General features: G+C 72.3%; 22 protein-coding genes. 11 read left to right on the forward strand and 11 right to left on the reverse strand.

What is annotated here, in order from left to right; genetic code table 11:
• Nucleotides 1–151: 151 nt before the first annotated feature.
• A complete protein-coding gene (locus QOZ89_RS42215; protein ID WP_071048187.1) occupies nucleotides 152–1,321 on the reverse strand; it encodes a thiolase family protein in 1,170 nt (389 codons plus the stop codon).
• A gap of 433 nt (nucleotides 1,322–1,754) precedes the next feature.
• Between QOZ89_RS42215 and QOZ89_RS42220 the strand changes: the two genes are divergently transcribed.
• A complete protein-coding gene (locus QOZ89_RS42220; RefSeq protein WP_071048188.1) occupies nucleotides 1,755–1,976 on the forward strand; it encodes an ATP-binding protein in 222 nt (73 codons plus the stop codon).
• Nucleotides 1,977–2,025: 49 nt separating this feature from the next.
• Here the strand turns inward: QOZ89_RS42220 and QOZ89_RS42225 are convergent, their stop codons facing one another.
• The gene (locus QOZ89_RS42225; RefSeq protein WP_241841648.1) at nucleotides 2,026–2,406 is read right to left on the reverse strand and encodes an SAM-dependent methyltransferase; all 381 of its coding nucleotides are present in this window, start codon (nucleotides 2,404–2,406) and stop codon (nucleotides 2,026–2,028) included.
• On the opposite strand from QOZ89_RS42225, the gene QOZ89_RS42230 reads away from it, so the two are divergent.
• The 4 genes from QOZ89_RS42230 to QOZ89_RS42245 all read left to right on the forward strand — a co-directional run bounded on the left by QOZ89_RS42230 (nucleotide 2,405) and on the right by QOZ89_RS42245 (nucleotide 8,038).
• Entirely contained in the window at nucleotides 2,405–2,872 is a 468-nt protein-coding gene (locus tag QOZ89_RS42230) for a Dps family protein (protein WP_071048205.1), read from the forward strand. The genes QOZ89_RS42225 and QOZ89_RS42230 overlap by 2 nt on opposite strands.
• 77 nt (nucleotides 2,873–2,949) lie before the next feature.
• Entirely contained in the window at nucleotides 2,950–3,423 is a 474-nt protein-coding gene (locus QOZ89_RS42235) for a TspO/MBR family protein (RefSeq protein ID WP_312629812.1), read from the forward strand.
• A 222-nt stretch (nucleotides 3,424–3,645) separates the two neighbouring features.
• Nucleotides 3,646–5,874, forward strand: coding sequence for a DUF6541 family protein (locus QOZ89_RS42240; RefSeq protein ID WP_312629814.1), 2,229 nt, complete (start codon nucleotides 3,646–3,648; stop codon nucleotides 5,872–5,874).
• Between the two features lie 115 nt (nucleotides 5,875–5,989).
• Nucleotides 5,990–8,038 carry an ABC transporter ATP-binding protein gene (locus QOZ89_RS42245; protein WP_312629816.1) on the forward strand — a complete coding sequence of 683 codons (2,049 nt, stop codon included), beginning with the start codon at nucleotides 5,990–5,992 and terminating at the stop codon, nucleotides 8,036–8,038.
• A gap of 206 nt (nucleotides 8,039–8,244) precedes the next feature.
• Here QOZ89_RS42245 and QOZ89_RS42250 read toward each other — a convergent pair whose 3' ends face one another.
• Nucleotides 8,245–8,634, reverse strand: a complete 390-nt coding sequence (locus QOZ89_RS42250) for a hypothetical protein (RefSeq protein WP_083418449.1) — start codon at nucleotides 8,632–8,634, stop codon at nucleotides 8,245–8,247.
• Between the two features lie 306 nt (nucleotides 8,635–8,940).
• Entirely contained in the window at nucleotides 8,941–9,840 is a 900-nt protein-coding gene (locus QOZ89_RS42255; RefSeq protein ID WP_071048192.1) for a carbohydrate kinase family protein, read from the reverse strand.
• A 228-nt stretch (nucleotides 9,841–10,068) separates the two neighbouring features.
• On the opposite strand from QOZ89_RS42255, the gene QOZ89_RS42260 reads away from it, so the two are divergent.
• The gene (locus tag QOZ89_RS42260) at nucleotides 10,069–11,895 is read left to right on the forward strand and encodes a glycoside hydrolase family 15 protein (RefSeq protein WP_071048193.1); all 1,827 of its coding nucleotides are present in this window, start codon (nucleotides 10,069–10,071) and stop codon (nucleotides 11,893–11,895) included.
• 143 nt (nucleotides 11,896–12,038) lie between these two features.
• On the opposite strand, the gene QOZ89_RS42265 is transcribed toward QOZ89_RS42260, so the two are convergent.
• From QOZ89_RS42265 to QOZ89_RS42275, 3 genes are all read right to left on the reverse strand, one after another.
• Nucleotides 12,039–13,808 (reverse strand): cholesterol oxidase substrate-binding domain-containing protein, encoded by a 1,770-nt coding sequence (locus QOZ89_RS42265; protein ID WP_312629820.1) that lies wholly within the window; start codon nucleotides 13,806–13,808, stop codon nucleotides 12,039–12,041.
• 241 nt (nucleotides 13,809–14,049) lie between these two features.
• Nucleotides 14,050–14,742, reverse strand: a complete 693-nt coding sequence (locus QOZ89_RS42270) for a hypothetical protein (RefSeq protein ID WP_312629822.1) — start codon at nucleotides 14,740–14,742, stop codon at nucleotides 14,050–14,052.
• Nucleotides 14,743–15,034: 292 nt separating this feature from the next.
• A complete protein-coding gene (locus QOZ89_RS42275) occupies nucleotides 15,035–15,709 on the reverse strand; it encodes a response regulator transcription factor (protein WP_071048196.1) in 675 nt (224 codons plus the stop codon).
• 297 nt (nucleotides 15,710–16,006) lie between these two features.
• Here QOZ89_RS42275 and QOZ89_RS42280 point away from each other — a divergent pair, with 297 nt between their 5' ends.
• Nucleotides 16,007–17,338, forward strand: coding sequence for a sensor histidine kinase (locus tag QOZ89_RS42280; RefSeq protein ID WP_071048208.1), 1,332 nt, complete (start codon nucleotides 16,007–16,009; stop codon nucleotides 17,336–17,338).
• 133 nt (nucleotides 17,339–17,471) lie between these two features.
• On the opposite strand, the gene QOZ89_RS42285 is transcribed toward QOZ89_RS42280, so the two are convergent.
• Nucleotides 17,472–17,807 carry an alpha/beta hydrolase gene (locus QOZ89_RS42285; protein WP_071048197.1) on the reverse strand — a complete coding sequence of 112 codons (336 nt, stop codon included), beginning with the start codon at nucleotides 17,805–17,807 and terminating at the stop codon, nucleotides 17,472–17,474.
• 46 nt (nucleotides 17,808–17,853) lie between these two features.
• On the reverse strand, nucleotides 17,854–18,045 hold the full coding sequence (locus tag QOZ89_RS42290) for a hypothetical protein (RefSeq protein ID WP_312629825.1): 192 nt from the start codon (nucleotides 18,043–18,045) through the stop codon (nucleotides 17,854–17,856).
• A gap of 160 nt (nucleotides 18,046–18,205) precedes the next feature.
• On the opposite strand from QOZ89_RS42290, the gene QOZ89_RS42295 reads away from it, so the two are divergent.
• Both QOZ89_RS42295 and QOZ89_RS42300 read left to right on the forward strand, forming a co-directional pair.
• Nucleotides 18,206–19,345 (forward strand): alpha/beta hydrolase, encoded by a 1,140-nt coding sequence (locus tag QOZ89_RS42295; RefSeq protein WP_071048199.1) that lies wholly within the window; start codon nucleotides 18,206–18,208, stop codon nucleotides 19,343–19,345.
• 262 nt (nucleotides 19,346–19,607) lie between these two features.
• On the forward strand, nucleotides 19,608–20,888 hold the full coding sequence (locus QOZ89_RS42300; protein WP_312629828.1) for a cytochrome P450: 1,281 nt from the start codon (nucleotides 19,608–19,610) through the stop codon (nucleotides 20,886–20,888).
• A gap of 42 nt (nucleotides 20,889–20,930) precedes the next feature.
• Here QOZ89_RS42300 and QOZ89_RS42305 read toward each other — a convergent pair whose 3' ends face one another.
• The gene (locus QOZ89_RS42305; protein ID WP_071048201.1) at nucleotides 20,931–21,401 is read right to left on the reverse strand and encodes an RrF2 family transcriptional regulator; all 471 of its coding nucleotides are present in this window, start codon (nucleotides 21,399–21,401) and stop codon (nucleotides 20,931–20,933) included.
• An 83-nt stretch (nucleotides 21,402–21,484) separates the two neighbouring features.
• Between QOZ89_RS42305 and QOZ89_RS42310 the strand changes: the two genes are divergently transcribed.
• The gene (locus QOZ89_RS42310; protein ID WP_071048202.1) at nucleotides 21,485–22,231 is read left to right on the forward strand and encodes an SDR family oxidoreductase; all 747 of its coding nucleotides are present in this window, start codon (nucleotides 21,485–21,487) and stop codon (nucleotides 22,229–22,231) included.
• A 52-nt stretch (nucleotides 22,232–22,283) separates the two neighbouring features.
• The gene (locus QOZ89_RS42315; protein WP_071048203.1) at nucleotides 22,284–23,054 is read left to right on the forward strand and encodes a methyltransferase domain-containing protein; all 771 of its coding nucleotides are present in this window, start codon (nucleotides 22,284–22,286) and stop codon (nucleotides 23,052–23,054) included.
• A gap of 191 nt (nucleotides 23,055–23,245) precedes the next feature.
• On the opposite strand, the gene QOZ89_RS42320 is transcribed toward QOZ89_RS42315, so the two are convergent.
• On the reverse strand, nucleotides 23,246–23,893 hold a 648-nt coding region (locus QOZ89_RS42320; RefSeq protein WP_312629831.1), incomplete at its 5' end, for an HNH endonuclease signature motif containing protein.

Below are 23,893 nucleotides of genomic sequence, written 5' to 3' on the forward strand. Positions count from 1 at the left end.
ATCCAATGCACCAGTCACCTACTGTCGTGGCAGTCAACAATCGCCTTTCCAATGACCGCGCATAGGGATTGGTTGTCGGCTCGATTTGCCAATGTCGGCGTCGCGCCGCCCCGCCGGCCGGCTGCGCGAGTGGCCCGGCTGCGCCGGCCCGCTAGACGATCTCGATGATCATGGCGGCGGCCATGCCTCCGCCGGCGCACATGGAGACGCAGCCGAGCGTCGCGCCCCGGCGGCGAAGTTCCCCGACCATGGTGACGACCATCCGGGCGCCGGTGGCGGATATGGGGTGGCCGAGGCTGGCGCCGCTGCCGTTGACGTTGACGATCTCGGGGTTGATGCCGAGCTTGCGGACGGCGGCGACGGGGACGGAGCAGAACGCCTCGTTGATCTCGAAGAGGTCGATGTCGGCGAGGGCCAGTCCGGCGCGGTCGAGTGCCTTCGGGATGGCGAGGGTGGGCGCGAGGCCGGTCAGTGCCGGTTCGATGCCGGCGGTGGCCCAGGCGCGGATGCGGGCGAGCGGGGTGAGCCCGTGCGCCGCGGCGTAGGTGTCGCTGGTGAGGGTGACGGCGGCGGCGGCGTCGTTGAGGCCGGCGGCGTTGGCAGCGGTGACCGTGGCGTCGGGCAGCTCGGGATGTAGTACGGGCAGGGTGGCGAGCCGTTCGAGGGTGGTGCCGCGGCGTGGGTGCTCGTCGGTGTCGAACCGGACGGTGGTGCCGTCGGGGCGGGTGACGTCGAGCGGGATGATCTCGTCGACGAACGCCCCGGAGTCGATCGACGCGATCGCCCGTTCCTGGGTGTAGACGGTCCACTCGTCGACGTCGCGGCGGGTCAGGCCCATCTCGCGGGCGGTGTTCTCACCGACCGTGATGGACATGTCGAAGGCCGGTGCTTCGGGGGTGTCGGGGTTGGGCGGCGACATCCAGATCTTCTGGTTGCCCTCCGCGTCGCGCTTGGAGCCGAGGACCTGGTTGCTCAGGCTCTCCGTGCCGCCGGCGATGACCACTCGGTCCATACCGGCGCGGATGCTGCCGGCGCCGATGGCGACGGCGGTCAGGCCGCCGGCGCAGTGCCGGTTGGTCGCGGCGCCGGAGACGCCGGTGAGGCCGAGGCGGACGGCGGTGTGCCGGGCGATGACGCCGCCGCCCTGGTAGGACTCGGCGAGGATCAGGTCGTCGAGGTCGGCCGCCGGGATCCCGCTGCGCTCCAGCGCGGCCGGGACGACGGCCTCGGCGAGGGCGAAGGCGTCGAGGCCGACGAGGGTGCCCTTGCGGGCCCGCCCGATCGCCGTGCGGGCCGTCGAGACGATGACTGCTTCGGTCACGGTGAGCTCCAGGAGAGTCGAAGGTGCCCGGAGGGCTTGTGCCGGCCCGGCCGTTGGTCCGCGCGGGCTGACGGCCCCGCGGAGGAGGGCCCGGCCGCCAATCTGCCGACGCATAATTTATACAACCAATGGCGCGTCGAAGGCCGTGGTGGCCGGCCCGGGGGGAGGGCCCCCGGATCAGCGGCGCGGACCGGTCACCTGCGGCCGGTCACCCGGTGCCGGCGGGCTCGGGACGCTGCTGACCGCGGGGGCCCACGCCGCCGCCAACCGCGACCGGGGCAGGGGCGCCGTTCGCCTAGGGAGCCGCCAACGCCTCGGTCGGGGAGAGCCGGGCGGCGCGGACCGCCGGATAGAGACCGGCCAGCCCGCCGATGACGACGGTCGTGCCGAGGCCACCGAGCACCGCCCAGGCCGGTCCAACACCGGGCCAGCCGTGGCCTCCTACGAGGTCCCGTCACTGTTCGAGCCGTTCAATCGGATGGCGACCGAACGACTGATCACCGCGAAGGGAGCCGGGCTCGGGCTGTCGATCGTCCGGTCCGTGGCCGAGGCGCACGGCGGTGCGGCCAGGGCCCGGGCTCGTGGCGGCGGCGGCCTGGTGGTGACCGTGACCCTGCCCGCCGCGCCCGACCGCGACCCGTGGGACGGGCCCTGATCGCCGCGGTGGGCGTCATCAGCGTCCGGCAAAGGTGTCGCGGTGATCGTCAGCCCTTGCGGGCGATCAGGCCGTAGGCGCTGACGTCGGCGTCGGAGTAGAGGTCGGGATCGGAGTCCGGGCGCCAGCGGTGCAGCAACGTGATCCCCGGCTCGATGATCTCCAGGCCGGCGGGCACCAGCGCGGCCAGCTCGGCGCGGCCGCGGGTCTGGAAGGGGATGCCGCGCTGGTTGTAGACGTCGACGACGCGCTGGGTCTCCGCCGGCGCGATGTCGCTGGTCCCGTGGCTGAGCACCAGGTAGCTGCCGGCGGGCAGGGCCGCCACCAGCCGCCAGTGGAGCGCCGAGGGGTGGTAACGATCTGCTCGATGGGCATTTCCAGATAAGGACGTGACCGACGTCGCGAGGCGACGCGAGGAGAGGAACACCATGACCGCCATTCGCAGCCCGCTGCCCGACGATGCGCGCACGGTAACCGGCGAGGCCCTCCAGGGCATGGTCGTCGACCTGATCGACCTCTCGCTGTTCGCGAAGCAGCTGCACTGGAACGTGACCGGCCGGACGTTCCGCTCGATCCACCGCCAGCTCGACCAGGCCGTCGACGTCGCCCGTCGCCACACCGACCTGGCCGCCGAGCGCGCCGTGGCCATCGGGGTGAACCCGGACGGCCAGGTGGGCACCATCGCCCACCGCGGCCAGATCCACGGGGTGGAGTGCGGCTATGTCCAGGACGAGAAGGTCGTCCGGCTGATGACCGACGTCCTGGCCGACGTCATCACCCGGACGCGCGGCCGGATGGACGCCACCGCGGAGCCGGACCCGGTCACCCAGGATTTGATCATCGACTCGCTCAAGGAGCTGGAGATGCAGCACTGGATGTTCCAGGCGATGATCTGACCCAGCCCTGGCCCCCGGCCTCGGCGGCGGCCCCGGAGCCCGGGGGATGCTCGGCGCCCGCCAGGTACCAGGCTGGGATGAACGGTCCGACCTTCGCGAAGACCAGCCTGGCCACGGCCGGCGCCGCCGCCCTCGGCGCGGCCGCCACGAGCCCCGGCTCCGCCTGGTACCGGGCGCACGACAACCCGCGTGGCAGCCGCCCCCCGGCGGCGTTCTCCGCCGTGTGGACGCCGCTGTACGCGTCGATCGCGTTCGCCGCCGCCCGCGGCCTTGACGCCGGCTCCGACGACCGGCAACGGAGGCGGCCGCGGCGCGTGTTCGCGGTCGACCTCGCCCTGGACGCCGGCTGGACGCCGCTGTTCTTCCGTGCCAGGCGCCCGCGCTGGGCGCTGGCCGAGATCGCCGCGCTGAACGCGGCCAACGCGGCGCTGCTGTCGCACGCCCGGCGGGCCGACCGACTGGCCGGGGCGGCGCTGCTGCCGTACCTGGCCTGGACCGGTTTCGCCACCGCGCTCAACGCCGCGATCGCCGCCCGCAACCCCGGACGCTGACGCCGCCCCGCCCGGGGCCGGGCCTCGGCCTGGGCCGGCGACACCCCTGCCCTGCCTGGACTGGCGCGCTACCTATCATCCCAGTTGGCGCGAAAGCGCTGCTGATGGGGCATGTCGCAGCAGAGGCCGCGAGACGAGGCAGGGCGGGCATCAGGATGGGTCGGACACATGATCGGAGACGGCGAGTCCGGGCCGTGAGGCGGCCATGACGGCCAGGGCCGGATGCGGCCTGTCGCGGTGACCATCGACTCGTCAGCACCCGAAACGGTCGACCGTCAGTCGGGTATCCCCGCTCAGCCAGGACCGGCCGACACCCCAGGACCGCCTACCGACCCGGCCCCGAGCGTCCCGGCGCGTCCCCGCGGGCTCCGGCGGGTCCGGATCAGCGCACCGGCCGGAGCGGTCCTGCTGCTGGCGCTCTGCTCCTTCGTCGGCAGCCTCCTCCTGCAGGCGTTCCTCTACCCGCGGGGCTCCGGGGACGCTGACGAGGCCGCCTACGTCCTGCAGGCGCGCATGCTGCTGGACGGGCGCCTCACCCTGGACGCGCGGGTGGTGGAGCCGTTCTTCCAGCCATGGCTGACCGGCATCCACAGCAACCACGTCTTCACCAAGTACCTGCCGGGCTGGCCCGCGCTGCTCGCCCTCTCCCAGGCGTTGTTCGGCACGATGACCGTCGCTCCCGCGGCGGCCGCCGCCTGCTGGGTCGTCGGTGCGTACCTGCTCGCCCGCGAGCTGTTCGACGACGTCTGGACGGCCCTGGCGGCCGCCGTGCTGCTGGCGCTCTCCCCGCTCGTCCTGCTGCACACCGCGCTTCCGCTCGCCTACGCCTGCTGCGCGGCGGTGCTCACGCTGGCCAGCGCCCTCCTGCTGCGCGGGGCCCGCACCGGATCGCGGCCGGCGCTGATCGGTGGCGGCGCGCTCGTCGGGTTCGCCCTGCTCAACCGGCCGTACGACGTGGTCCTCGTCGCGTTGCCCCTCGTGCTCTTCGTCGCGGCGCGGCAGCGGCGGACGCCCCGGGCTCTGCTGACCCGCTCGGTCTGGGCCGCCCTCGGCGCGGCCCCGCTGGTCGCCGTCCTGCTGGCCTACTGCTGGTACGTGACGGGGTCGCCGCTGCGCCTGCCGCTGTCGGCCTCGGACCCGCTGGACACGTTCGGCTTCGGCCCGCGGCGCATCCTGCCCACCGAGTCGAGCTTCCCGTTCACCCGCCACCTGGCCGAAGACGCGCTCTGGGACACCCTGGGCGCGGCACCGAGCTGGTACTTCGGCGGGCTGGGCCTGATCGCCCTCGCCGCCGTCGGCCTCCTCGCTCCGCGGCGCCGCGCGGAGCGCCTGCTGCTCCTCGCGACGACCGGGGTGGTGCTGGCTGGCTACTTCTTCTGGTGGGGGTCGGCGTTCGCCGTGCCCGGCCTGCGCAACGGGCTCGGCCCGCACTACCACCTGGCCGGGTTCACGCCGGTGGTCATCCTCGCGGCCGCCGGCGCCCGGTGGCTGTGGACACTGCTTCCGGCGCGGCCACGCGTGCGGCGGGCGGCACACTCGGCCCGGCCGGTCCGCTGCGCCCGGGTCGCCCGGCTTGGCGGTCTCGCCCGGCCCACCGCGGTGGCGCTCTCCGTGGCCGGGCTCGCGGCGCTCACGGTGCCGACCCTCCAGCCCAGGATCGACGTGCAGCACAGCGTCGACGCCGGCAACGACTTCCTGGACGCGCTCGTCCCGGACGACCTGCCCGGCCCCGCGCTGGTCGTCGTCACGCCGGGGGTGACCAGCCGCTACACCCAGGTCCCGTACCACACGCTGCGCAACAGCCCCGGGCTCGACGGCCCCATCGTCTACGCGGCGGACATCGGGCCCGGCATCGCCGCGCTGCCCGACCGGATGCCCGGGCGCGCGCTCTACCGGCTGCGACCGGACGAGCTCGTCGACGCGGACATCCCGGGCAGCTACCGGGGCTCGTTCGTCCCGCTGCGCCGGGTCACCGGAACCCGGGTCGAGATCCGGGTGACCATTCGGCCCCCCGCGGGCGCCGCGGGTGGGAGCGTCACCGCGCCGGCCGGCGGCGGGTCACGGATGTATGTCCGGCTGGGCGGTGAGGTCCGTTCCCTGGACCTCGCCGCGGTGCCCTTGGGCGGGAGCGCCGGCACGGTCACCCACACCTTCGTCCTGACCACCGGCGCGGCCGGCGGGCCGGACGAGATCGCCGCCGGCGCGTCGTCGCCCGCCGAGCTCGTCGTCGGGTTCGCCGCCGGCGGCGAACCGGGCTCCGGCGGGTGGGAAGAGCGGTTCCCCCTGGTTCGGCGCGCGGCCGGAGACCTCTCCCTGCTCGCGCCGGGCCTCGGCTGGCGGCGGCTGCCAGGCGGCACGGGCGGCACGGGCGGCGGTAAACCCGACGACTGGCTCGCCGCGCGGATACAGCCAGTCCTCGACGTCGCGCTGGCCGGCTCGGGAGGCCGCTGACGGCGAGGCGGTGTGAAACAGGGCAAATGCTGGCAGGGATGCCCAGCGGCGCGCGAGAAGCGAAAGACCCTCAAAATCCGGGTTCCGGCGCGGCCTTCTCGCCGACGCTGGACTGGTGGACGGCAACCCTGACGTCATCAGCGCGCCACCGGCTCAGCGGGGCATTCCCAACTCCGAGCGGGACGCGGAAACCAGCGGCCCCCCACCAGCGGGCCCGTCGGCGAGCGGCGCCGCGCTTCACGATCCTGTCCTGACGTACGGAAAAGAGGACGAGGACTCCACCGGGGCGTGGACGAAGCACAAGAAGACGATGGAGCGCACCGGTGTGCGCACCATGGCCAGGCGGCTGCCGGGACTGCTCGGCCTGTCGTGGTCGCTCGCCTGGGAGGCGGACCGCGCCGGGCTGCTGGCCCTGGTCACCGTCCGGGTGGTGTCCGGGCTCGCGGAGGCGGCCGGCCTGCTGGCCGTGGCCGGCGCGCTCACCGAGCTGCTGCGCGAGGGCCCGACGCCGGACCGGATCCGCGAGGCGCTGCCGGCGCTGGCGCTGGTGGCCGCCGCCGGGGTCGTCCGCGTCGGGCTGGCGCTGCTCGAACGCCTGCTGCGCAGCCGGTTCGGCCCGCGGATCGACCGGGTCTGCATGGTCCGGCTGCTCGACGTCGCGACCCGTACCTCCGTGATGGCCTTCGACGACCCGCGGTTCGTCGACGACCTGGACGCCGCCGAGCGGGGCGCCGCCGGCGGGCGCCAGCTCGTCGACAACACCGCGGACGTGTTCACCTCCGCGGTGCGAATGGCGGCCGCGGGCGGCGTGCTGAGCGTGCTGCACCCGCTGCTGCTGCCGCTGCTGGTCCTGTCGATCCTGCCGGACGGCTGGGCGACGGCGCGCTCGGCCCGCCTGGCGTACGCCTCCTGGCTCGGCACCATCCGCCAGGTCCGGCGGCAGTACATGCTGCGGTACCGCATGATCGACCGGGACTGCGCCGCCGAGATCCGCTCGTTCGGGCTCGGGGGGTTCCTGCTCGAGGAGTACACGCTGCTCGCCCGCGGGTACGAGGCCGAGCAGCTGCGGGTCGGCCGCGGCCAGGTCCGGTACCGGCTGATCGGCGAGACCGTGGCCGGGCTCGCCCTCGGTGCCGTGTACGGGACGCTCGTCCTGCTCCTCAACGCCGGCGTCATGCCGCTCGCCGCGGCGGGCACCGCCGTCCTCGCGATCCGCAACGGGAGGAGCGCCCTGGGGACCGCGCTGACCAGCCTCAACGACGCCTACGAGAACTTCCTCTACTTCGGCGAGTACCGGGCCTGGATCGAGGAGGCGGCCCGCCGGATCCCCACCCAGCGGGCGGCGGCGGCGCCGGCGAGCCCGGCCGTCATCCGCGTCGACGACGCCACCTACAGCTATCCGCACACGGGTACCGCGGCGCTGCGCGGCGTCTCCGTCGAGCTGCGCAGGGGGCAGGTGGTCGCGTTCGTCGGCGCGAACGGCAGCGGCAAGTCCACGCTGGCGAAGGTCCTCGCCGGCCTGTACCTGCCGGACGCCGGCACCGTGCACTGGGACGACGTCGACCTCGCCGGCGTCGACCCGGACAGCGTGCGGGAGCGGGTCGGCATGATCCCGCAGTCCTACACCCACTGGCCCATGTCGGCCCGGCTGAACATCGCCGTCGGCCGTGTCGGCCGGCTGGTGACCGACGGCCCGGACAGCGTCATCCCCGCCGCCCGGACGACCGGCGCCGACGAGGTCATCGACAAGCTGCCGCACGGCTACGACACCTCGCTCGCCCGCCAGTACAACTCCGGTCATGATCTGTCGGGCGGCCAGTGGCAGCGGATCGCCTGTGCGCGCGCCGTCTACCGGGACGCGCCGTTCCTCATCGCCGACGAGCCCTCCGCGGCCCTCGACGCCCGCGCCGAGCAGACCCTGTTCAGCCTCATCCAGCAGCTCGGGCGGGACCGGATCGTCCTGCTGATCACCCACCGGCTCGCCAGCGTCCGGACCGCCGACCGCATCTACGTGCTCGACGAAGGGCTCGTCGTCGACGAGGGCACCCACGCCGAGCTGATGAGCCGCCCCGGCATCTACCGCGACCTGTTCACCCTCCAGGCCCGCCAGTTCGTCGACACCCCCGACCCGGCACCATCACCGGCGGCCGGAGCACCGGCCTGATCAGAGGGCGCGCGATCAGGCGGCCGGTCGGGGTCTGGACCAACGCCTCGACGTGGATGCCCCACCCGGTCGTGTCGCCGTCCCAGTAGGCCTCGACCGCGACCAGCGGCAGATCAAGCCCACTGGCCGCCTCGACCAGCTACTCCACTGTCTCCAAGCGATCCCCGATCACCCGGCCACGCCATGCCCCTGTAGCGAGGGCCGGGCTAGGGAAGCCAGGGCTCGCCGACGGCGATCACACGCCCCACCGTGTCGAGCTGAAGCATCATCAGGTGGTTCGGAGCGGATGCGACACGTTCCCGCAGATCCGCGAGGTCGCCGGTTTCGTACTCCTCAGGTCCCACCGAGAACGTGAACCTGACCGTCGTCGCCAGCTGGTACTCGCGAATTTCCGCCTCGACGTCATCGATCCGATAACCGTCCAGGCACGTCCCCGTGTCGTCGCCGGGCTCGGGGGTGCAGAGGACGTAGGCCTTCCGGTCGAGCCGGAGCGCGGTGCCGTCAACGCCTACCACCGTGCCGAGGTCATGAACCTCGCCGAAGCCGGAAAGCGGTGGGTGTGCGTCCCGCGGCAACGGCGAGCGGGACACCGACACTGGGGACACCGACACCGACGGAGATGCGGCCGGCGATGATGCCGGCGACCGAGACGGCGCGGGCGACGGCGACGAAGACGGAGACGGAGACGGCGGGCTGGGCTCGTCCGTCTCGCTGGAGCAGCCTGCGACCACGGCTCCGGCGACGAGTATCCCGCCGAGCGACCTGGACAACCCGCTGATTCCCGCACCAAACATGACGAAATACTAGTCGCGGCCGGTCGGTCGCGCCCTCCCGCTCAAGCTGTTGACGCGTCTTCGCGACCTCGACGGGTTGCCCGCAGCGCCATGATCCAGCTGATTGGCTCAGCGGGGGCGCGCAAGCAGTTCCGCGATGTGCGCCTCGTTGACATGAGGGCTGGTGCCAGCGGTACCGACGGCGCAGCCCGCGACGAGTACGGCGCGTTCCATCGCGTCGTCCGGGTCGCCGCCCGCGAGCCAGTAGTGCAGGAAGCCCGCGAACAGGGCGTCGCCAGCGCCCGTGGTGTCGGCCACCCCGTGCGGAGCGACAGCGCGGACCTGGCGGGCGGGACGTCCCCGGACGGCAAGCAGCGCACCGTCCGCCCCCAGCCCGACGACGACGATCCGTGCGCGAAAGCGTTCCAGTGCTGTCCGGGCGAAGACGGCCGGATCCGTGTCGAGCCGCTCGGCGGAGCAGAACAGGACGTCGGCGGCCTCGAGCCACGGCGCGCTGTAGGCGTCGTCGACTCCGGTGACGGTCTGGACGTCGACGGCGACCGGCACGCCTGCGGCCTTGGCGACCGTCAGGAGCGGACGGGCGAAACCAACGGTGGAGACGACGGCGAGCTGGGCACCGGCCACGAGCTCGGCGAACAATGCGGGCGGGTAGGTGGCGTCGGGGAGGTCCTTGAGGTCGGTGTGGACCTGCCGTGCGCCGCGCGGATCGACCAGCACGACGGAGGCCGGGGTACCCGCCACCGCCACGACCCCGGCCCCACCCAGGCCGGCACGCTTCAGCTCGGCGCGGACGAGGACACCAGCCGGGTCGGCGCCGACCAGCGTTGCCAGTACGACCGGGGATCCCAGCGTGCGCAACACGCGGGCGACGTTGAGCCCGACGCCCCCCGCCTCCAGTCGCAGTTGGTGTGGCAGATAGCGCACCGGCACATAGCGAAGCGGAAAGTCGTCCACCGGCACCGTCTGCTGCACGTTGGCAACCCCGGCAACCACCACCGGACCCGTCATAGCCGTCACGTCTACCACGCGCGTCGCACCGCTCGAACCACCTGGCACGCTTTGGGCACGCTGTACCCCGCAGCACACGTCGATGATCGTTCTAGCGTCGCGGTCAGTCGCGGACGACCACCATCTTGCCGCCGGCCTCGCCCTGGCGAAGCGGAGCGGCGCGCGGCGCGCGAAGCGGCGAACGGCGGCGGTCGTTACTGGCCCGGCCGCGTAGGGAAGGACAGGCCTATGACCGGGCAGGACCGGTGGGCCGGGGGCCCGCGCTACCTGCCGATCGCCGACCACGGGCTGATCGGCGACCTGCGCACCGTCGCCCTGGTGGGCACCGACGGGACCATCGACTGGTACTGCTGCCCGTCCTTCGACGCGCCCAGCGTCTTCGGCTCGATCCTCGACGCGGACCGGGGAGGGCGCTTCGAGCTGACGGCCGACGCGCCGGCGAGGTCAAAGCAGTTCTACTTCCCCGACACCAACGTCCTGATCACCCGGTTCTTCACCGAGGACGGCGTGGGCGAGGTCCAGGACTTCATGCCGATCATCGGCGACGCGAGCGCGGTCGGCCGGCACCGGCTGATCCGCCGCGTGGTGTGCGTGCGCGGGTCCATCCCGATGCGTGCGCGGGTGGCCCCGCGGTTCGACTACGCCCGGCTGCCGCACACCGTCAGGACCGAGGGCGGCGCGACGCTGTTCGAGTCGGCGTCGCTCTCCCTCGCGCTGACCGCCACGGTGCCGCTCGACGGGGACGGCCGGGACGTGTGGACGATCTTCAAGCTGCTGGAGGGGGAGTCCGCGGTCTTCGCCCTCGACCGGGTGGGCGGTGACATCGCGCCGCGCGGGTGTCCCCATGCCGAGGCCGAGCAGGAGTTCACCGCCACGGTGGCGTTCTGGCGCCGGTGGCTGGCCGCGTCCCGCTACCGGGGGCGGTGGCGGGAGATGGTGCACCGCTCCGCGCTGACCCTCAAGCTGCTCACCTACGCGCCGACCGGGGCGATCGTGGCGGCCCCGACGACCAGCCTGCCCGAGCAGATCGGCGGGGAGCGCAACTGGGACTACCGGTACGTGTGGGTCAGGGACGCGGGGTTCTGCGTCTACGCGCTGCTGCGGCTTGGGTTCACCGACGAGGCGCGGGCGTTCATGGACTTCCTGTCCGAGCGCGTCGCGCTGCGCGACAACTGCCCCCGCGGCCCGCTCCAGATCATGTACGGCATCGACGGCCGCGGTGAGCTGCCAGAAGATGAGCTGGGCCATCTCAGCGGGTACCGGGACTCCGCCCCGGTCCGGGTCGGCAACGCCGCCGCCGACCAGCTCCAGCTGGACATCCACGGGGCGCTCCTCGACTCCGTCTACCTCTACGACAAGTGGGGGGAGCCCATCTCCAGCGGCCTGTGGGACGAGGTCTGCGTCCTGGTGGACTGGGTCTGCGACCACTGGGACCAGCCCGATGAGGGCATCTGGGAGACCCGCGGCGGCCGCAAGAACTTCCTGTACTCGCGGCTGATGTGCTGGGTGGCGGTCGAGCGGGCGATCCGGATGGCGGCGCACCGCGGGCTGCCCGCCGACATCGTGCGCTGGCGGGGCTGCCGCGACGCGATCTACCGGCAGATCATGCGCCGCGGCTGGTCCGCCAACCGGCGGGCGTTCGTCCAGCACCTCGACGACGACGTCCTGGACGCCTCCGTGCTGATGATGCCGCTGGCGAAGTTCGTCTCGCCTACCGACCCGAAGTGGCTGTCCACGCTGGACGCGCTCGGCGAGGAGCTTGTGTCCGACTCGCTGGTCTACCGCTACGACCCCGAGGCGAGCCCGGACGGCGTGCGCGGCGAGGAGGGCACCTTCTCGATCTGCTCGTTCTGGTACGTCGAGGCGCTGACCCGGGCCGGGCGGCTCGACGAGGCGCGGCTCGCCTTCGAGAAGATGCTCACCTACGCCAACCACGTGGGCCTCTACGCGGAGCAGATCAGCCGCGCCGGCGAGCAGCAGGGCAACTTCCCGCAGGCCTTCACCCATCTGTCGCTGATCAGCGCCGCGTTCAACCTGGACCGTGCCCTCGGCTGACGGGTCGTGCTCAGCCCGGTGTTCCACCTCTCGGCTCGACCGGCCGGACGAGGCTCCCTTCGAGGCCTCGCCTTCGTCCGCCGCGTCGGGGGTCAGGGCAGCTGGGTGGCCAGGGCAGCTCTGGGGTCAGGGCAGCTCGGGGGTCAGGGCAGCAGGGTGTCCAGGAAGGCGTTGCTGAACACGCGGTGCGGGTCCAGGGCGGAGAGGATCGCCCGGGCCGCGTTCCAGTCGGCCCCGGCCGGGGCGCCGGCGGAGTAGCTCGCCGGGATCGCCGCGGCGAGCACCGCCGGGTCGGTCCACGGGCCGGCGTCGGTGTGCGCGAAGCGCTTCGACCATTCCGGCCGGACGGCGGCGTACGCCCCGGCGTAGTTACTACGCAGCCAGGTCTCCAGCTCCCGGTAGAACTGGTTCTGGTACGGGGTGCCGGGAACGCTCACCACGTCGACCCACACCACCGCGTCCCACTCCGGGTGGTCCGGCCGCGCCCGCAGCGGTGACAGCAGCGCCGGCCGCGCGCCGGGCACCTGCGAGTCGGCGGGATTGTCGAGGCCGGTGACGCGGAACTCCACCGGGGCGTTCATCGGGTACTGGCCGCGCGCCTGGTACTCGGCCAGCTTGCTCTTGTAGAAGGCATAGAACTCGGAGGCCACCCGCTGGATGTCCGCGCGCCGGGTGTGGATCGCGTGGCAGGTGGTCGTGATCCGCAGCGTGCTCGATTTGACGTAGGACAGCAGGTTCTTCGACCAGCCCCAGATGTCCCAGCTCGCCGTCGAGATCAGGCCGGCGCCGACCAGGCTGATCTGGGTCTGCATCAGCGTCGGGGTCTGCGAGACGTCGCCGGTGATGATCTGTGCCAGGAGATCCGAGACCTCCTTCGGGATGATGTCGTTGAACGGGAAGTTGTATGGGCTGGTGACCTGCCGGGACAGCAGCGGCTTGTTCGGGCTCACCGTCCAGACCCGCAGCCAGGGGTTGGCCGTGAACGGGAACCAGATGCACACCACCCGGCCACTGGAGTTCACGTAGCTCGCGAAGGACTGGGCGCCGGCCGAGGCCGGGGGAGCGAACAGCGTGTCGGCGCTGACGTTGAACCAGCTCTGGCAGCGCAGCCGCCGGTTCGGCCCCACCCGCAGCGTCGCCTCGGTGATGAACGCCCGGCCCAGGTGGACGAGCAGCGCGCCGGCCTCGGCGTCGCCGCGCTGGAAGGTGCGCAGCACGTAGCGGTTCTGGCCGGCGTCCCAGACCACGGCGGTCAGCGAGACCACCAGGTTGCTCAGCGACCCGAAGGTATGGCCGGGGGGGAGGGTCTCGCCCTGGGCGGCTATCCCGGTCCCGCGGCCGCCGACCGCCAGCACGCCGCCGATCGTGTTCTCGCCGATCGCGGGCGTCGCCGTCAGCCCGTAGCCGGCCGGTTCGAGCGCCGCCAGCACGGCGTCCACCGTGGCGCCGGGCTGGACGGTCACCGACGCCGGGCTGCCGGCGTGGACGGTGATCGCGGTGAGGTGCGCGGTGGTGTCGACGAGCACGACGCCCGATGCGCCCGCCGGTACCACCAGTGGTGACCAGTTCAGCCGCGCGCCCCGCGGCCGTAATCGCCAGCCGTTGGCATGCGCCCAGTTCGCCATGGTCACCACGTCGGCGGGCGTGGCGGGCGCGGCGGTCCACAGGTTGTCGACCTTGATCTCACCGGACCAGTTCTGGAAGGCCTGCTGGTAGAGGGGAATCGACGACGGGAAGCCCGGGGGAGCGGGGGTGGCCGCCTCCGCGGGCGTCAGCCGGAAGGCGGGCGTCCACTGCAGCAGGCCGAACGCGGTCAGGCCCGCTCCCGCGATGACGGCCCGACGCGAGGCGTGAGCCCGATCAGGGTCCTCGTCCGGATGGTGCCGTGATGCGGGGTCGTGATGACGAGTCATGGTGTCCCTTCCGGGCTTGTCGGCGCCGTCTCATGGACCAGGCCCGCCGCCCACATCCGGCTGGGCACGGCGGCAGGCGCGAGCGGACGGGCGCCGGGACGCGGCGGGGCCACGTCCGAGCAGGGCCGTCGAACGGCTGGGAGGGCTGGGAGGGCTGGAGACGATCTGAGCGGTGACGGCTGGTGCCTCCGAGGGCTGCGATCGTCTCTCTTGGTTTGACTGGTTCAAATCTGATGGTTCGTCAGAAACGCTCGCCGCGAGGGAGATGATCTCGGACGTCCCTCGGGCCGTCAAGAGGATCCTTCGCGGATCGCGGATCATCGCTCATGTCCGAGTCTCGGAGTCCTCGGCCGGGCGTGGGCCGTCCTGCCGTGGAGGCGGGGATTCCGCTGACGCGTCCCGTGATCGGATGGCGGGTCGCTCTTGGCCTGCGATCATGCGTTACATGACGGTGACGCCGCGTCCTGGTCGAAGTCCCTGCGTCCAGACCCGAGACGCAAAAACCAGCTTGGCCTCTCGGCCTCCGGTGTCGTATGTCATCCGGGCTGCCCGGGTCCGGGCCCGGGTCGCTATCGGCTAGTTCCTGCGGCCCGGCGGCGGCTGCCACGACGATGAGCGCGAGGACGGTGACCGCCGCGGCGTCGCGGCGGCGGATCCGGGCGGCCAGGACGACCCGGGCGCCGAGGACGGTGACGGCGAGGGAACCGGCAAGGATGGCTTGGACCTGGTAGACGGCCAGAGTCCGCAGCGCTGCGACGGACGCGAGCCAGGCCAGCAGGTCGCAGCCGAGGCCTGCCAGATACAGCGGATGGCGCAGCGCCCGTAGCGTGTCGGGCGCGCGGCGGGCGCCTTCGGCTTGGGCGATCGAACCGGCGCCATAGCTCACGGCGGCGGCCACGGCGAACGCGAGCGCCACGGCGTGTCCCGTGGTCATTGCGGACTGTCGGTCGTGCTGGCGGATCGGTGGCCTGGGGCCGGGTCACGTGCGTCGTCGTTCTCATCGGCGGTATTCGCGCCGTCGCCGACGTCCACGCCCAGTGCGTCCACTGTCACGCCCCCACCTCTGCCCTTGCCTCGCGTCAGCGGATTGCCGGGAACAGGATTCCGGCGGCGTGCTCTGGCCTCGGCTAGGAGCGTCGGCGCGCAACGGTATCGCCTTGCGTTCCGGTTGGAAGCGACGGCGGTCGTCAGGTCGATATGGCCGGCCTGGCCGGCCGGGCGCCGTTTTAGGCATGCGGGTCAAGCCGGTATCCGGCGCCCCGGACAGTGAGAATGGTGGACCGGCCGAACGGCCGGTCGATCTTGTCGCGCAGATAGCGGACGTACACGTCCACCACGTTGGAGACACCGTCGTAGGAGAAGTCCCAGACGTGGTTGATGATGTACGTCCGGCTCAGCGTCTGTCCGGGCCGGCGCATCAGTTCGTACAGCAACGCGAACTCCTTCGCCGACAGCGCGACATTCGACTGTCCGCGGTGGACGTTGCGGGTCGCCGGGTCGAGGACCAGATCACCGACGCGCAGTTCGGTCGGGCGCTCCATCGGGCCACGGCGGGTCAGCGCACGGACCCGGGCGAGGAGTTCCTGCAGGTCGAACGGTTTGGTGAGGTAGTCGTCGGCGCCGGCGTCCAGACCGTGGATCTTGTCCTGGACGCCGTCGCGGGCGGTGAGCATGAGGACCGGTACCCAGCGTCCCTGCTCGCGGATCCGCCGGCAGACGTCGAACCCGTCCGGCGGCGGGATCATCGCGTCCAGCACCACCACGTCGTAGTCGGTCTCGGTGATGCTCCACACCGCGTCGGTGCCTGTAGCGACCGTGTCGACCGCATAGCCGGCTCGTTGTAGACCGCGGGTCAACATCGCGGCCATCGCGGTGTCGTCCTCGACGACGAGCAGCCTCATGTGCCGAGAATAGGTTTGATTGTTCGGTTGGTCGCATCCGTGCGTGGCACCTGCCGGGGCCGGCGTCGTCGACCGTGAGGCGGGAACTGTTGGCGTCGTCATGGCTACACCGTCAATCCGTGGTGCGTGTGTCCCCGGCATGGGTGAACAGTGACGCTGCCCGCCACCGCGTACAGAGCGCGCCGAGGCACGCGGCGGGTATGGCGCTCGGTGCGCGCGATCTGCTCAGGCATGACTGTCAGGATGGGCCGGAACGCATGAGAGGAACGTGAACGTGGGGGTGGTGCGGTGCGGCTGATGCGGCGGTCGGTGCGCACGCGGCTGCTGATGGCGTTCATCGCTGGCACCGTGATCGTGCTGGTCCTGGGTCTGTCGTTGCTCTACGTCGTCCTGGACCGGCAGCTGCGCGGCGCTCTCGACGCCGACTTGGCCGACCGCGCCGGTGACCTCGCGGTCAGTGTCCGGACCGGGGATCGCACCGTCGTGTCCGGTGATCCGATGGCGCAGGTGTACGCCGCCGATGGCACGGTGGTGACCGGGTCGGCGGAGCTGGGCGGCCGGCGGCTGCTGGACGCCGAGCAGGTCCGCGCCGTCCACGACGCCGTCCTGGTGGGCCGGGACCTGCCACTGGGCTACCGTGGCGCGCCGCTGCGGGTCCGGCTGCGGTCCCAGCCGGTCGGCGCATCCGGGTTGGTGCTGACCGTCGGCGTCGCCGCGACCTCCGTGGAACGGGCCAGCGACCGGCAGTTCATGGTCCTGCTGCTGGCCGCCCCGCTGCTGATCGCGGCGCTCGCCGCGCTGGGCTGGATCCTGATCCGGGCCGCGCTGCGCCCGGTGGACGCGCTGACCCGCCAGGCGGCGGCGATCTCCAGTCTGGACAGCACCCAACGGCTGCCGCCCGTTCACGGCGACGACGAGATCGCGCGCCTCGCGGCCACCCTGGACAGCATGCTCGCGCGGCTCGCGGTCGCGTTCACCCGCGAACGCGCGTTCGTCGACGACGCCAGCCACGAGCTGCGGACCCCGATCGCGGTGCTGCGCGGCGAGATCGACCTGGCGCTGACCGCGCTCGACGACCGTGGCGAGGTCGAACAGTCCCTGCTCGCTGCCCGTGGCCAGGTCGACCGGCTCACCCGGCTCACCGAGGACCTGCTGCTGCTGGCCCGCGAACGGGCCGGCTCCCTGGTCGTGCACCGCCAACCGGTCGACCTGACCGACCTGGCGCTCGCCGAGGCGGCCGCGCTCGGCCGGGTCACCGGCCTACGCATCGAGGTGCACAGCGAGCCCGTGGTCGTTGAGGCGGACCCCGACCGGCTGCGCCAGGTGCTCACCAACCTCGCCGCCAACAGCGCCGCCGCCGGCGCGACCACGGCCGACGTTCGGATCACCGCCGACCGGGACACCACTGCCGTCGCCTGGGCCGACGACGGGCCAGGCTTTCCACCCGACCTGGTGGACTCGGCCTTCGAACGGTTCGTCCGCGGCGACGCCGCCCGCACGACCACCGGCGCGGGGCTCGGCCTGTCCATCGTCCGGGCGATCGTGGTCGCGCACGGCGGCAGCGTCCAGGTGCGCAACGGCGCCCCGCTCGGCGGCGCCGTCGTGACCGTCGGGCTCCCGCTGACCTAGCTCCGTCCGAGGCCGCGATCCACGCCGTCCGCGCCCGCCGGCAGGTCAACGCAGTTGATCCCTCGGTCTGGACCCGGGACGATGCGGGCGATCTCGGCCGTTCGCCCGTCCCGGGGAAGGTTCGGCTCGGACATCAGGGTTCGAGGCTGGTCGTGTACCAGGAGAGCGCCGCGGCGAAAGCGGGACGCCACACAGCGAACGTGTGGCCGCCCGGCCGCAGGCGCAGCGAGACGGGGAAGCCGCTGGCCGCCAGTTCCGCCCGCATCCGCACCAGGCCGTGCGCGACCACCTGGTCGCCCGTCCCGGCGTCGAGCCAGATGATCGGGCGGGGGCCGGTCCGCAGCGTCGGCACGTACGCGTCCGGGCTGTTGGCCCAGGCCGCGGCGCGCGCGGCGGGCCCCGTCCCGAGCAGCGGGGCGAGCCCGTCGGTATGCGTCGGCTCGGTCAGAGGAGACCCGCATGGCGCCACGTGACCCCATATAAGCATCCGAACACCGAAAGAACGATGTGTACCATCAGCCCCCGCCGGAAAGCGCGTCGTCCCTGGTCAGCCCGGCGGGTCGATGCTCCGGCCGGTCACGTCCGTCCCGGCAGCGGGTGCCTTCAACGGCGGCCACCTCGGGCCCGAGCGCGAGGGACGCGACCGGATCGGTCCCGTCCACCGCGTCCACCCGCTCGGTGTCCGCATGGCGGCCACCACCCGCCACCCGTCCGCGATCACCCGATACCAAAGATGATCTACGATGGCCGATGGGCCCGCGCCTGGGCGCGGAGCCATCCCGGCCGGGGCAGACCGGCCAGAATTCTCATCGTCCTCTCGTGTTCGACCACGACACTGACACTCGTCAACGTCGACATGGAGGTCCGATGACACTCACGGGGTGGCCATTCATGCTCCTACTGAGCGTGGTCGGCCTGGCGAGCGCCGCGGGCACATACCAGTCGTGGATGCGGTGGCCCGGTCGGTGGGCACTGCCCGGGCGCGCGGTCAGCCTTCTGATGATCATGATGCTTGGTGGAATCATTGCGCTCGCGCAGGTCAACCGCTCTTACGGCTTCTACACATCAGTCTCGGATCTGCTCGGCGGCCCGGCCAGCGCCCACAGCCTCGCGGTGCAGGGCCATCCGGGGAACGGCTACCGGATGGCCGTGCTGACCCCGAACTGGGCCGTGCTCGGTCACCGGGATGCGCTGCACGGCCACGGGATCATGCTCAACGTCCTGTACCCCGGGAAGCACAGCGGGTTGACCCACCACGGGCTGCTCTACCTGCCGGCGGCCTACTTCACGGGCAACACCCAGCGCCGGTTCGCCGCGGTGGAGGTTTTCCACGGCTACCCTGGCTCACCCGAAACTTTCCCCCAGCTGATGGACATCCAGACCCGGTTGGAAACCGAGATCACCGCCGGCCGGGTCCCGCCCGTGGTCCTGGTGATCCCGCAGGTCTACGCGGGCGGCCAGAGCTCCGAATGCGTCAACGCCGTCGACGGGGCGCAGTGGGAGACCTACCTCACCGTCGACGTCCTCGACGACGTCACCCGGACCTTCCGCGTGGACACGTCCCGTTCCTGGGCCTCGCTGGGCATCTCCACCGGCGGATTCTGCGCGGTGAACCTGGCGCTGCACCACCCCGAGCGTTTCGCCGCGGCGGCCAGCCTGTCGGGCTACTTCACCGCCGGCGAGGACCCGGGGACGGCAAACCTCTACCAGGGAGCGAGGTTCGCCAGCCGCGAGAATTCGCCCATCTGGTGGGTCCGCTACCACAGCCCGGTCGCGCCCGCGCTCTACCTGTCCGCGTCAGGCGGCGACCCGGGCGCCATGCACGAGGCGCGTGCGATGACCGCGACTCTGCGGCGCTACGCGCGGTCGCTCCCGACGACGACGGCGTTGGCCCCGTCCGGCGGGCACAACTGGGGCGTATGGTCCGCGGCCTTCGGGCCGGCGATCGACTGGATCGCCCAGTACCTGCCCGAACCGCTTGTGGCGCCACCCCCGGACCTGAGCTGAGCCGGCCGTGAGGGGCGGGTCCAGACGGGCCACCCGAGACGCCGACGATCCCGTGGAGACCTGTATGTCGTCTCCGATCACCAGGTCGTGCGATCCAGGTCACACTTACCGGGACCGGGGCTCCGCCCCTGTGGGCGCGGCCCCGGACGGCCACGGCCTGTCGTCGGCGGGCAGCGCGCCGGGACGACGAAGCGTCGCGGGCGCGTAGATCGTGGCAGCGGACGAGGGCAGCTCAGCCGTACGACAGGAGGGACGCAGAGCCATGTCAACCGCCATCGGTGCCGGTCCGATTGGGGCGGTCGACGACGTCGACCTTTCCGACCTCGCCTTCTGGGTCCGGCCGCGTGCCGAGATCACCGCCGCGTTCGCTCTGCTGCGCGCGCGGCCCGGCCTGCCGTCCTACCTGGAGCCGCCCTTTGCCAACGATCTGATCCCGTCCGGGGCTGGCTACTTCGCGGTCACCCGCCACGCGGACATCGTCCGGATCAGCTCGGAGCCGGGGACCTTCTCCTCGGCCCGCGGGGCGACTTCGATCCAGGACCTGCCGCCCGACTTCCTCGAGTTCTTCGGCGGGATGATCAACCTCGACGCGCCGCGGCACCACCGGCTGCGGCGCATCGTCTCCCGGGCGTTCACCCCGCGCATCATCGCCCAGACCGAGCAGGACATCGCCGCGATCGCCCGCACGATCGTGGACGACCTGGTCGCCGAGGGGCCGGGCGACTTCGTCTCGCGGGTCGCCGCCCGGCTGCCCCTGGAGGTCATCTGCCGGATGATGGGCCTGCCGCAGGAGCGGTACGGCGACGTCTTCCGCTGCACGAACGTCATCCTCGGCTCCGGCGACCCGGACTACGTCCCGGAGGGCGCCGACATCGTGGCCGCCCTGCTCGGCGCCGGCGCGGAGCTCGCCGACCTCCTGCAGGAGACGGCGACGCGCCGGCGGGCCGAGCCGACCGACGACCTCACGACCGCGCTCGCCCTCGCCGAGGTCGACGGTGAACGCCTCGACGACAGCGAGATCGCCTCGTTCTTCATCCTGCTGCTGGTCGCCGGTAACGAGACGACCCGCACCGCGATCAGCCATGCGCTCCTCGCGTTGACGGCGTTCCCGGAGCAGCGGGCCGCCTGGCGGGACGACGTGGCGGGGGTGAGCCGGACCGCCGTCGAGGAGATCGTGCGCTGGTCGAGCCCGGTGCGCTGGATGCGCCGCACGGTCACCCAGGACGTCGAGGTCTCGGGGCAGCGGCTGCGCGCCGGCGACAAGGTGCTGTTGTTCTACTCGTCGGCGAACCGTGACGAGGCCGTGTTCGCCGACGCCGACCGGTTCGACGTCCACCGCGACCCCAACCCCCACCTGGGCTTCGGCGGCGCCGGCCCGCACTTCTGCCTCGGCGCCCACCTGGCCCGCCGCGAGATCTCGGTGATGTGGCGCGAGCTGTTCGCCCAGGCCCCCGACATCCGGGCGGTCGGCGAGCCCGAGTGGCTGGCCAGCAGCTTCATCAACGGCGTCAAGCGGCTGACCTGCGACTTCACCCCCCGCTAGCGACCCGGCGCCAGCCCGCGGCCCGCGGTGGGGGCGCCTGGTTCACCGTTGCGGAAGGAGCCGGCGGGTACGACCCGGTGCGCTGGGTGGAAGATCGCCGGCGATGTCGGCGAGTGACACGGAGCTCAGGCTGTCGCGCCAGGCCTGGTGCGCCCGGGCCATGGTGGTGGCGAGGACGCACGGGGCGGCGCAGTCCTCGCTGGGCAGGGCGCCGCGGCCGCGCTGCCGGATCTCGCGGCACCGGTAGGGGGTGGCGGTGCCGTCGACCGCCTCGACGACCTCCAGGACCGTGATGTCCGCCGGGTCCCGGGCCAGCCGGAACCCGCCGCGCGGGCCGGTCGTCGCCGTGAGCACGCCGGCACGCACGAGTGCCTGGAGCTGCTTGGCCAGGGAGGGCAGGGGCAGGTCGTAGTAGTCGGCGAGCTGGCCGGCGGAGGCGGCCTGCCCGGGTTCCAGCAGGGAGAGCGTGACGGCGCAGTGCAGCAGCCACTCGGTGCTCTCCGGCAGCCTCACGCCGCCACCGTATCGGAGGTGGCGGGATCTAGGATATTGCGGATATATTTCCTCCGAAATAGCCGGACGTGCGGGAGGTAGCGATGCGGGTGGCGGTAGTGGGAGCGACGGGCCGGATCGGGCGGCTCACCAGCGAGGTCCTCCGGGACGGCGGGCACGATGTGGCTCCCGTCGCCCGGTCACTCGGCGTCGACGTCCTGACCGGGGACGGGCTGGACAAGGCGCTGGACGGCGTGGCGGCCGTGATCGACTGCGCGAACACCCCGTCCCAGGACGTCACGATGGTCGTCGACTTCTTCACGACCACCACCGCGAACCTGCTGGCCGCGGAACAACGCGCCGGCGTGGGGCATCACGTACCGCTGTCCATCGTCGGCATGGCGGAGCCGCCGGCGAACCCGCACTACGCGGGGAAGCTGGCGCAGGAGGCCACCGTGGAGCGGGGACCGGTGCCGTGGACGATCGTGCGCGCCACCCAGTTCCACGACTTCGCCGCCATGGTCGCCTCCTGGACCGAGCGGGACGGCACCGCGGTCATCGCGCCGCTGCTCGTGCAGCCGATCGCCCCGGCCGACGTCGCCGCGGTCCTCGCCGAGACCGCCGTCGGCGAGCCCCGGCGCGAGCGGCTCGACATCGCCGGCCCGGAGACCCAGGACCTGGTGGACATGGCGCGGCGCACCTACGCGGCGCGCGGCCAGGAGATCCGGCTCGTGCCGACCTGGGAAGGGCCGCACGGCGTCAGCATGGCCGGCAACGCCCTGCTGCCCGGCCCGGGCGCCCGCATCATGCCCACCACCTTCGACGCCTGGCTGGCCGCCGGGGCGCAGTGAGCCCGCGAGGGTTAGCGTGCTGTTCTGGGAGTCGGGTGGTCTGGAGGCTGCGGTGGCGGATACCTGGGACCCGGACCGTTACCTGACCTATGCCGACGAGCGCGGCCGGCCGTTCGCGGACCTGATGGCCCGGGTCTCGGCCGAGCCGGCCACGGTCGTCGACCTGGGCTGCGGCCCCGGCAACCTGACCGCCCTGCTCGCCGACCGGTGGCCGGCGGCCCGCGTAGTCGGCGTCGACCGCAGCCCCGCGATGATCGCGAAGGCCGTGGACGAGCGGATCACCTGGCAGGTCGCCGACCTGCGCGACTGGGCGAGCACCGCGGCGGCCGGAAGCGTCGACGTGCTGGTCTCGAACGCCACCTTCCACTGGGTCGCGGATCACCTCGACCTCCTGGCGGTCCTCGGGCGCGCGGTGAGTCCGGGTGGTTGGTTCGCGTTCCAGGTGCCCGGCAACTTCGCCGCGCCGAGTCACACGCTGGGCGCGGAGCTCGCCGCCGAGCCGCCGTATGCCGCCCACACGGCCGACGTCGAGGTGGGGGCGGCGTACGACCCGGCGGCGTACTGGCGTGCCCTGGCCGCCGAGGGATTCGCCACCGACGCCTGGGAGACCACCTACCTGCACGTCCTGACCGGGCCCGACCCGGTGTTCACCTGGATCTCCGGCACGAGCCTGCGCCCCACGCTCGCCGCGTTGCCGGACGACCTGCGCCCCGCCTTCGAGCAGGAACTGAAGCGGCGCCTGGCGCAGGCATTCCCCGTCGACGGCGCTGGCCGGGTGCTGCTGCCGTTCCGTCGCGTCTTCGCCGTCGGGCACAAACGCTGAGGACTCGGTCCCGGCCTGGCGGGGCGGGGTGGTGACGCACCAGCATGTCGGGAACCCGATGCGCAGGTAGGCGAGTTCGGCGAGGCCATCGCCCGGCGATGCCTGCTCGAAGTCGAACAAAACCCGCCGGCCGATGGCTCGTGTCTGTGGTGGTGGATGGGCCGGGCGGTGGGGTCGTGCGTTCTAGGGTTCTAGAAGGGACAACGGTTGTCGGTATCCGGCCGATTGTTCGGCGGGTTCCGTGTCCTGGTCTGGGTGTCGGGTGTGGTGGCGGCGGGGTTGGTGGTCCAGGTGTGGGGGTCTTCTTCGGGAAGGAAACCTTCTTCGTCGTTGGTGGTGGTGTTGACGTGGTGGGTTCGGCCGGTGGGGGTGATCCAGATGAATACGCCTGGTTCGGGTTGGTGGAGTTGCCATCCTGGGCTGTGTTTCATGACGTGGTGGCGGCGGCAGAGGGTGCCGAGGTTGTCGAGTGCGGTGTGGCCGTTGGTGGTTCTGGCGAGGGTGTGGTCGAGGTCGCAGGCCGTGGCGGGCATCGCGCAGCCCGGGTAGACGCAGCGGGTGTCGCGGTGGCGGACCAGGCGGGCGAGTGCCGGGGTTGGTACGCGGCGATGCCCCAGGTCGAGGACCGTTCCGGTGGCGGGGTCGGTCAACACCCGGCGCCAGCGTGCGTCCGCGGCCAGGGTCCGGCCGACGTGTGCGGGGATCGGTCCGTGGCCGACGAGTTCGGTGGGGTTGTCGTCGAGGCCGGCGAGGGTCCCGACCGGGGCGATCACCTGGATCTCGACGGTGACCCGTTCGCGCCGGTTCCCGAGGAGCAGGGCGGTCAGGACGTCGGCGCG

This window comes from Pseudofrankia coriaricola, assembly GCF_032027725.1.
Classification (GTDB): domain Bacteria; phylum Actinomycetota; class Actinomycetes; order Frankiales; family Frankiaceae; genus Pseudofrankia.

Coding starts and splice junctions, on each gene's coding strand:
- QOZ89_RS42310 (WP_071048202.1), top strand. CDS start 21,485: ATGCGGGTGGCGGTAGTGGGAGCGACGGGCCGGATCGGGCGGCTCACC.
- QOZ89_RS42230 (WP_071048205.1), top strand. CDS start 2,405: ATGACCGCCATTCGCAGCCCGCTGCCCGACGATGCGCGCACGGTAACC.
- QOZ89_RS42295 (WP_071048199.1), top strand. CDS start 18,206: ATGACACTCACGGGGTGGCCATTCATGCTCCTACTGAGCGTGGTCGGC.
- QOZ89_RS42275 (WP_071048196.1), bottom strand. CDS start 15,709: ATGAGGCTGCTCGTCGTCGAGGACGACACCGCGATGGCCGCGATGTTG.
- QOZ89_RS42300 (WP_312629828.1), top strand. CDS start 19,608: ATGTCAACCGCCATCGGTGCCGGTCCGATTGGGGCGGTCGACGACGTC.
- QOZ89_RS42255 (WP_071048192.1), bottom strand. CDS start 9,840: ATGACGGGTCCGGTGGTGGTTGCCGGGGTTGCCAACGTGCAGCAGACG.
- QOZ89_RS42265 (WP_312629820.1), bottom strand. CDS start 13,808: ATGACTCGTCATCACGACCCCGCATCACGGCACCATCCGGACGAGGAC.
- QOZ89_RS42240 (WP_312629814.1), top strand. CDS start 3,646: ATGCGGCCTGTCGCGGTGACCATCGACTCGTCAGCACCCGAAACGGTC.
- QOZ89_RS42270 (WP_312629822.1), bottom strand. CDS start 14,742: ATGACCACGGGACACGCCGTGGCGCTCGCGTTCGCCGTGGCCGCCGCC.
- QOZ89_RS42280 (WP_071048208.1), top strand. CDS start 16,007: ATGCGGCGGTCGGTGCGCACGCGGCTGCTGATGGCGTTCATCGCTGGC.
- QOZ89_RS42235 (WP_312629812.1), top strand. CDS start 2,950: ATGAACGGTCCGACCTTCGCGAAGACCAGCCTGGCCACGGCCGGCGCC.
- QOZ89_RS42225 (WP_241841648.1), bottom strand. CDS start 2,406: ATGGTGTTCCTCTCCTCGCGTCGCCTCGCGACGTCGGTCACGTCCTTA.
- QOZ89_RS42260 (WP_071048193.1), top strand. CDS start 10,069: ATGACCGGGCAGGACCGGTGGGCCGGGGGCCCGCGCTACCTGCCGATC.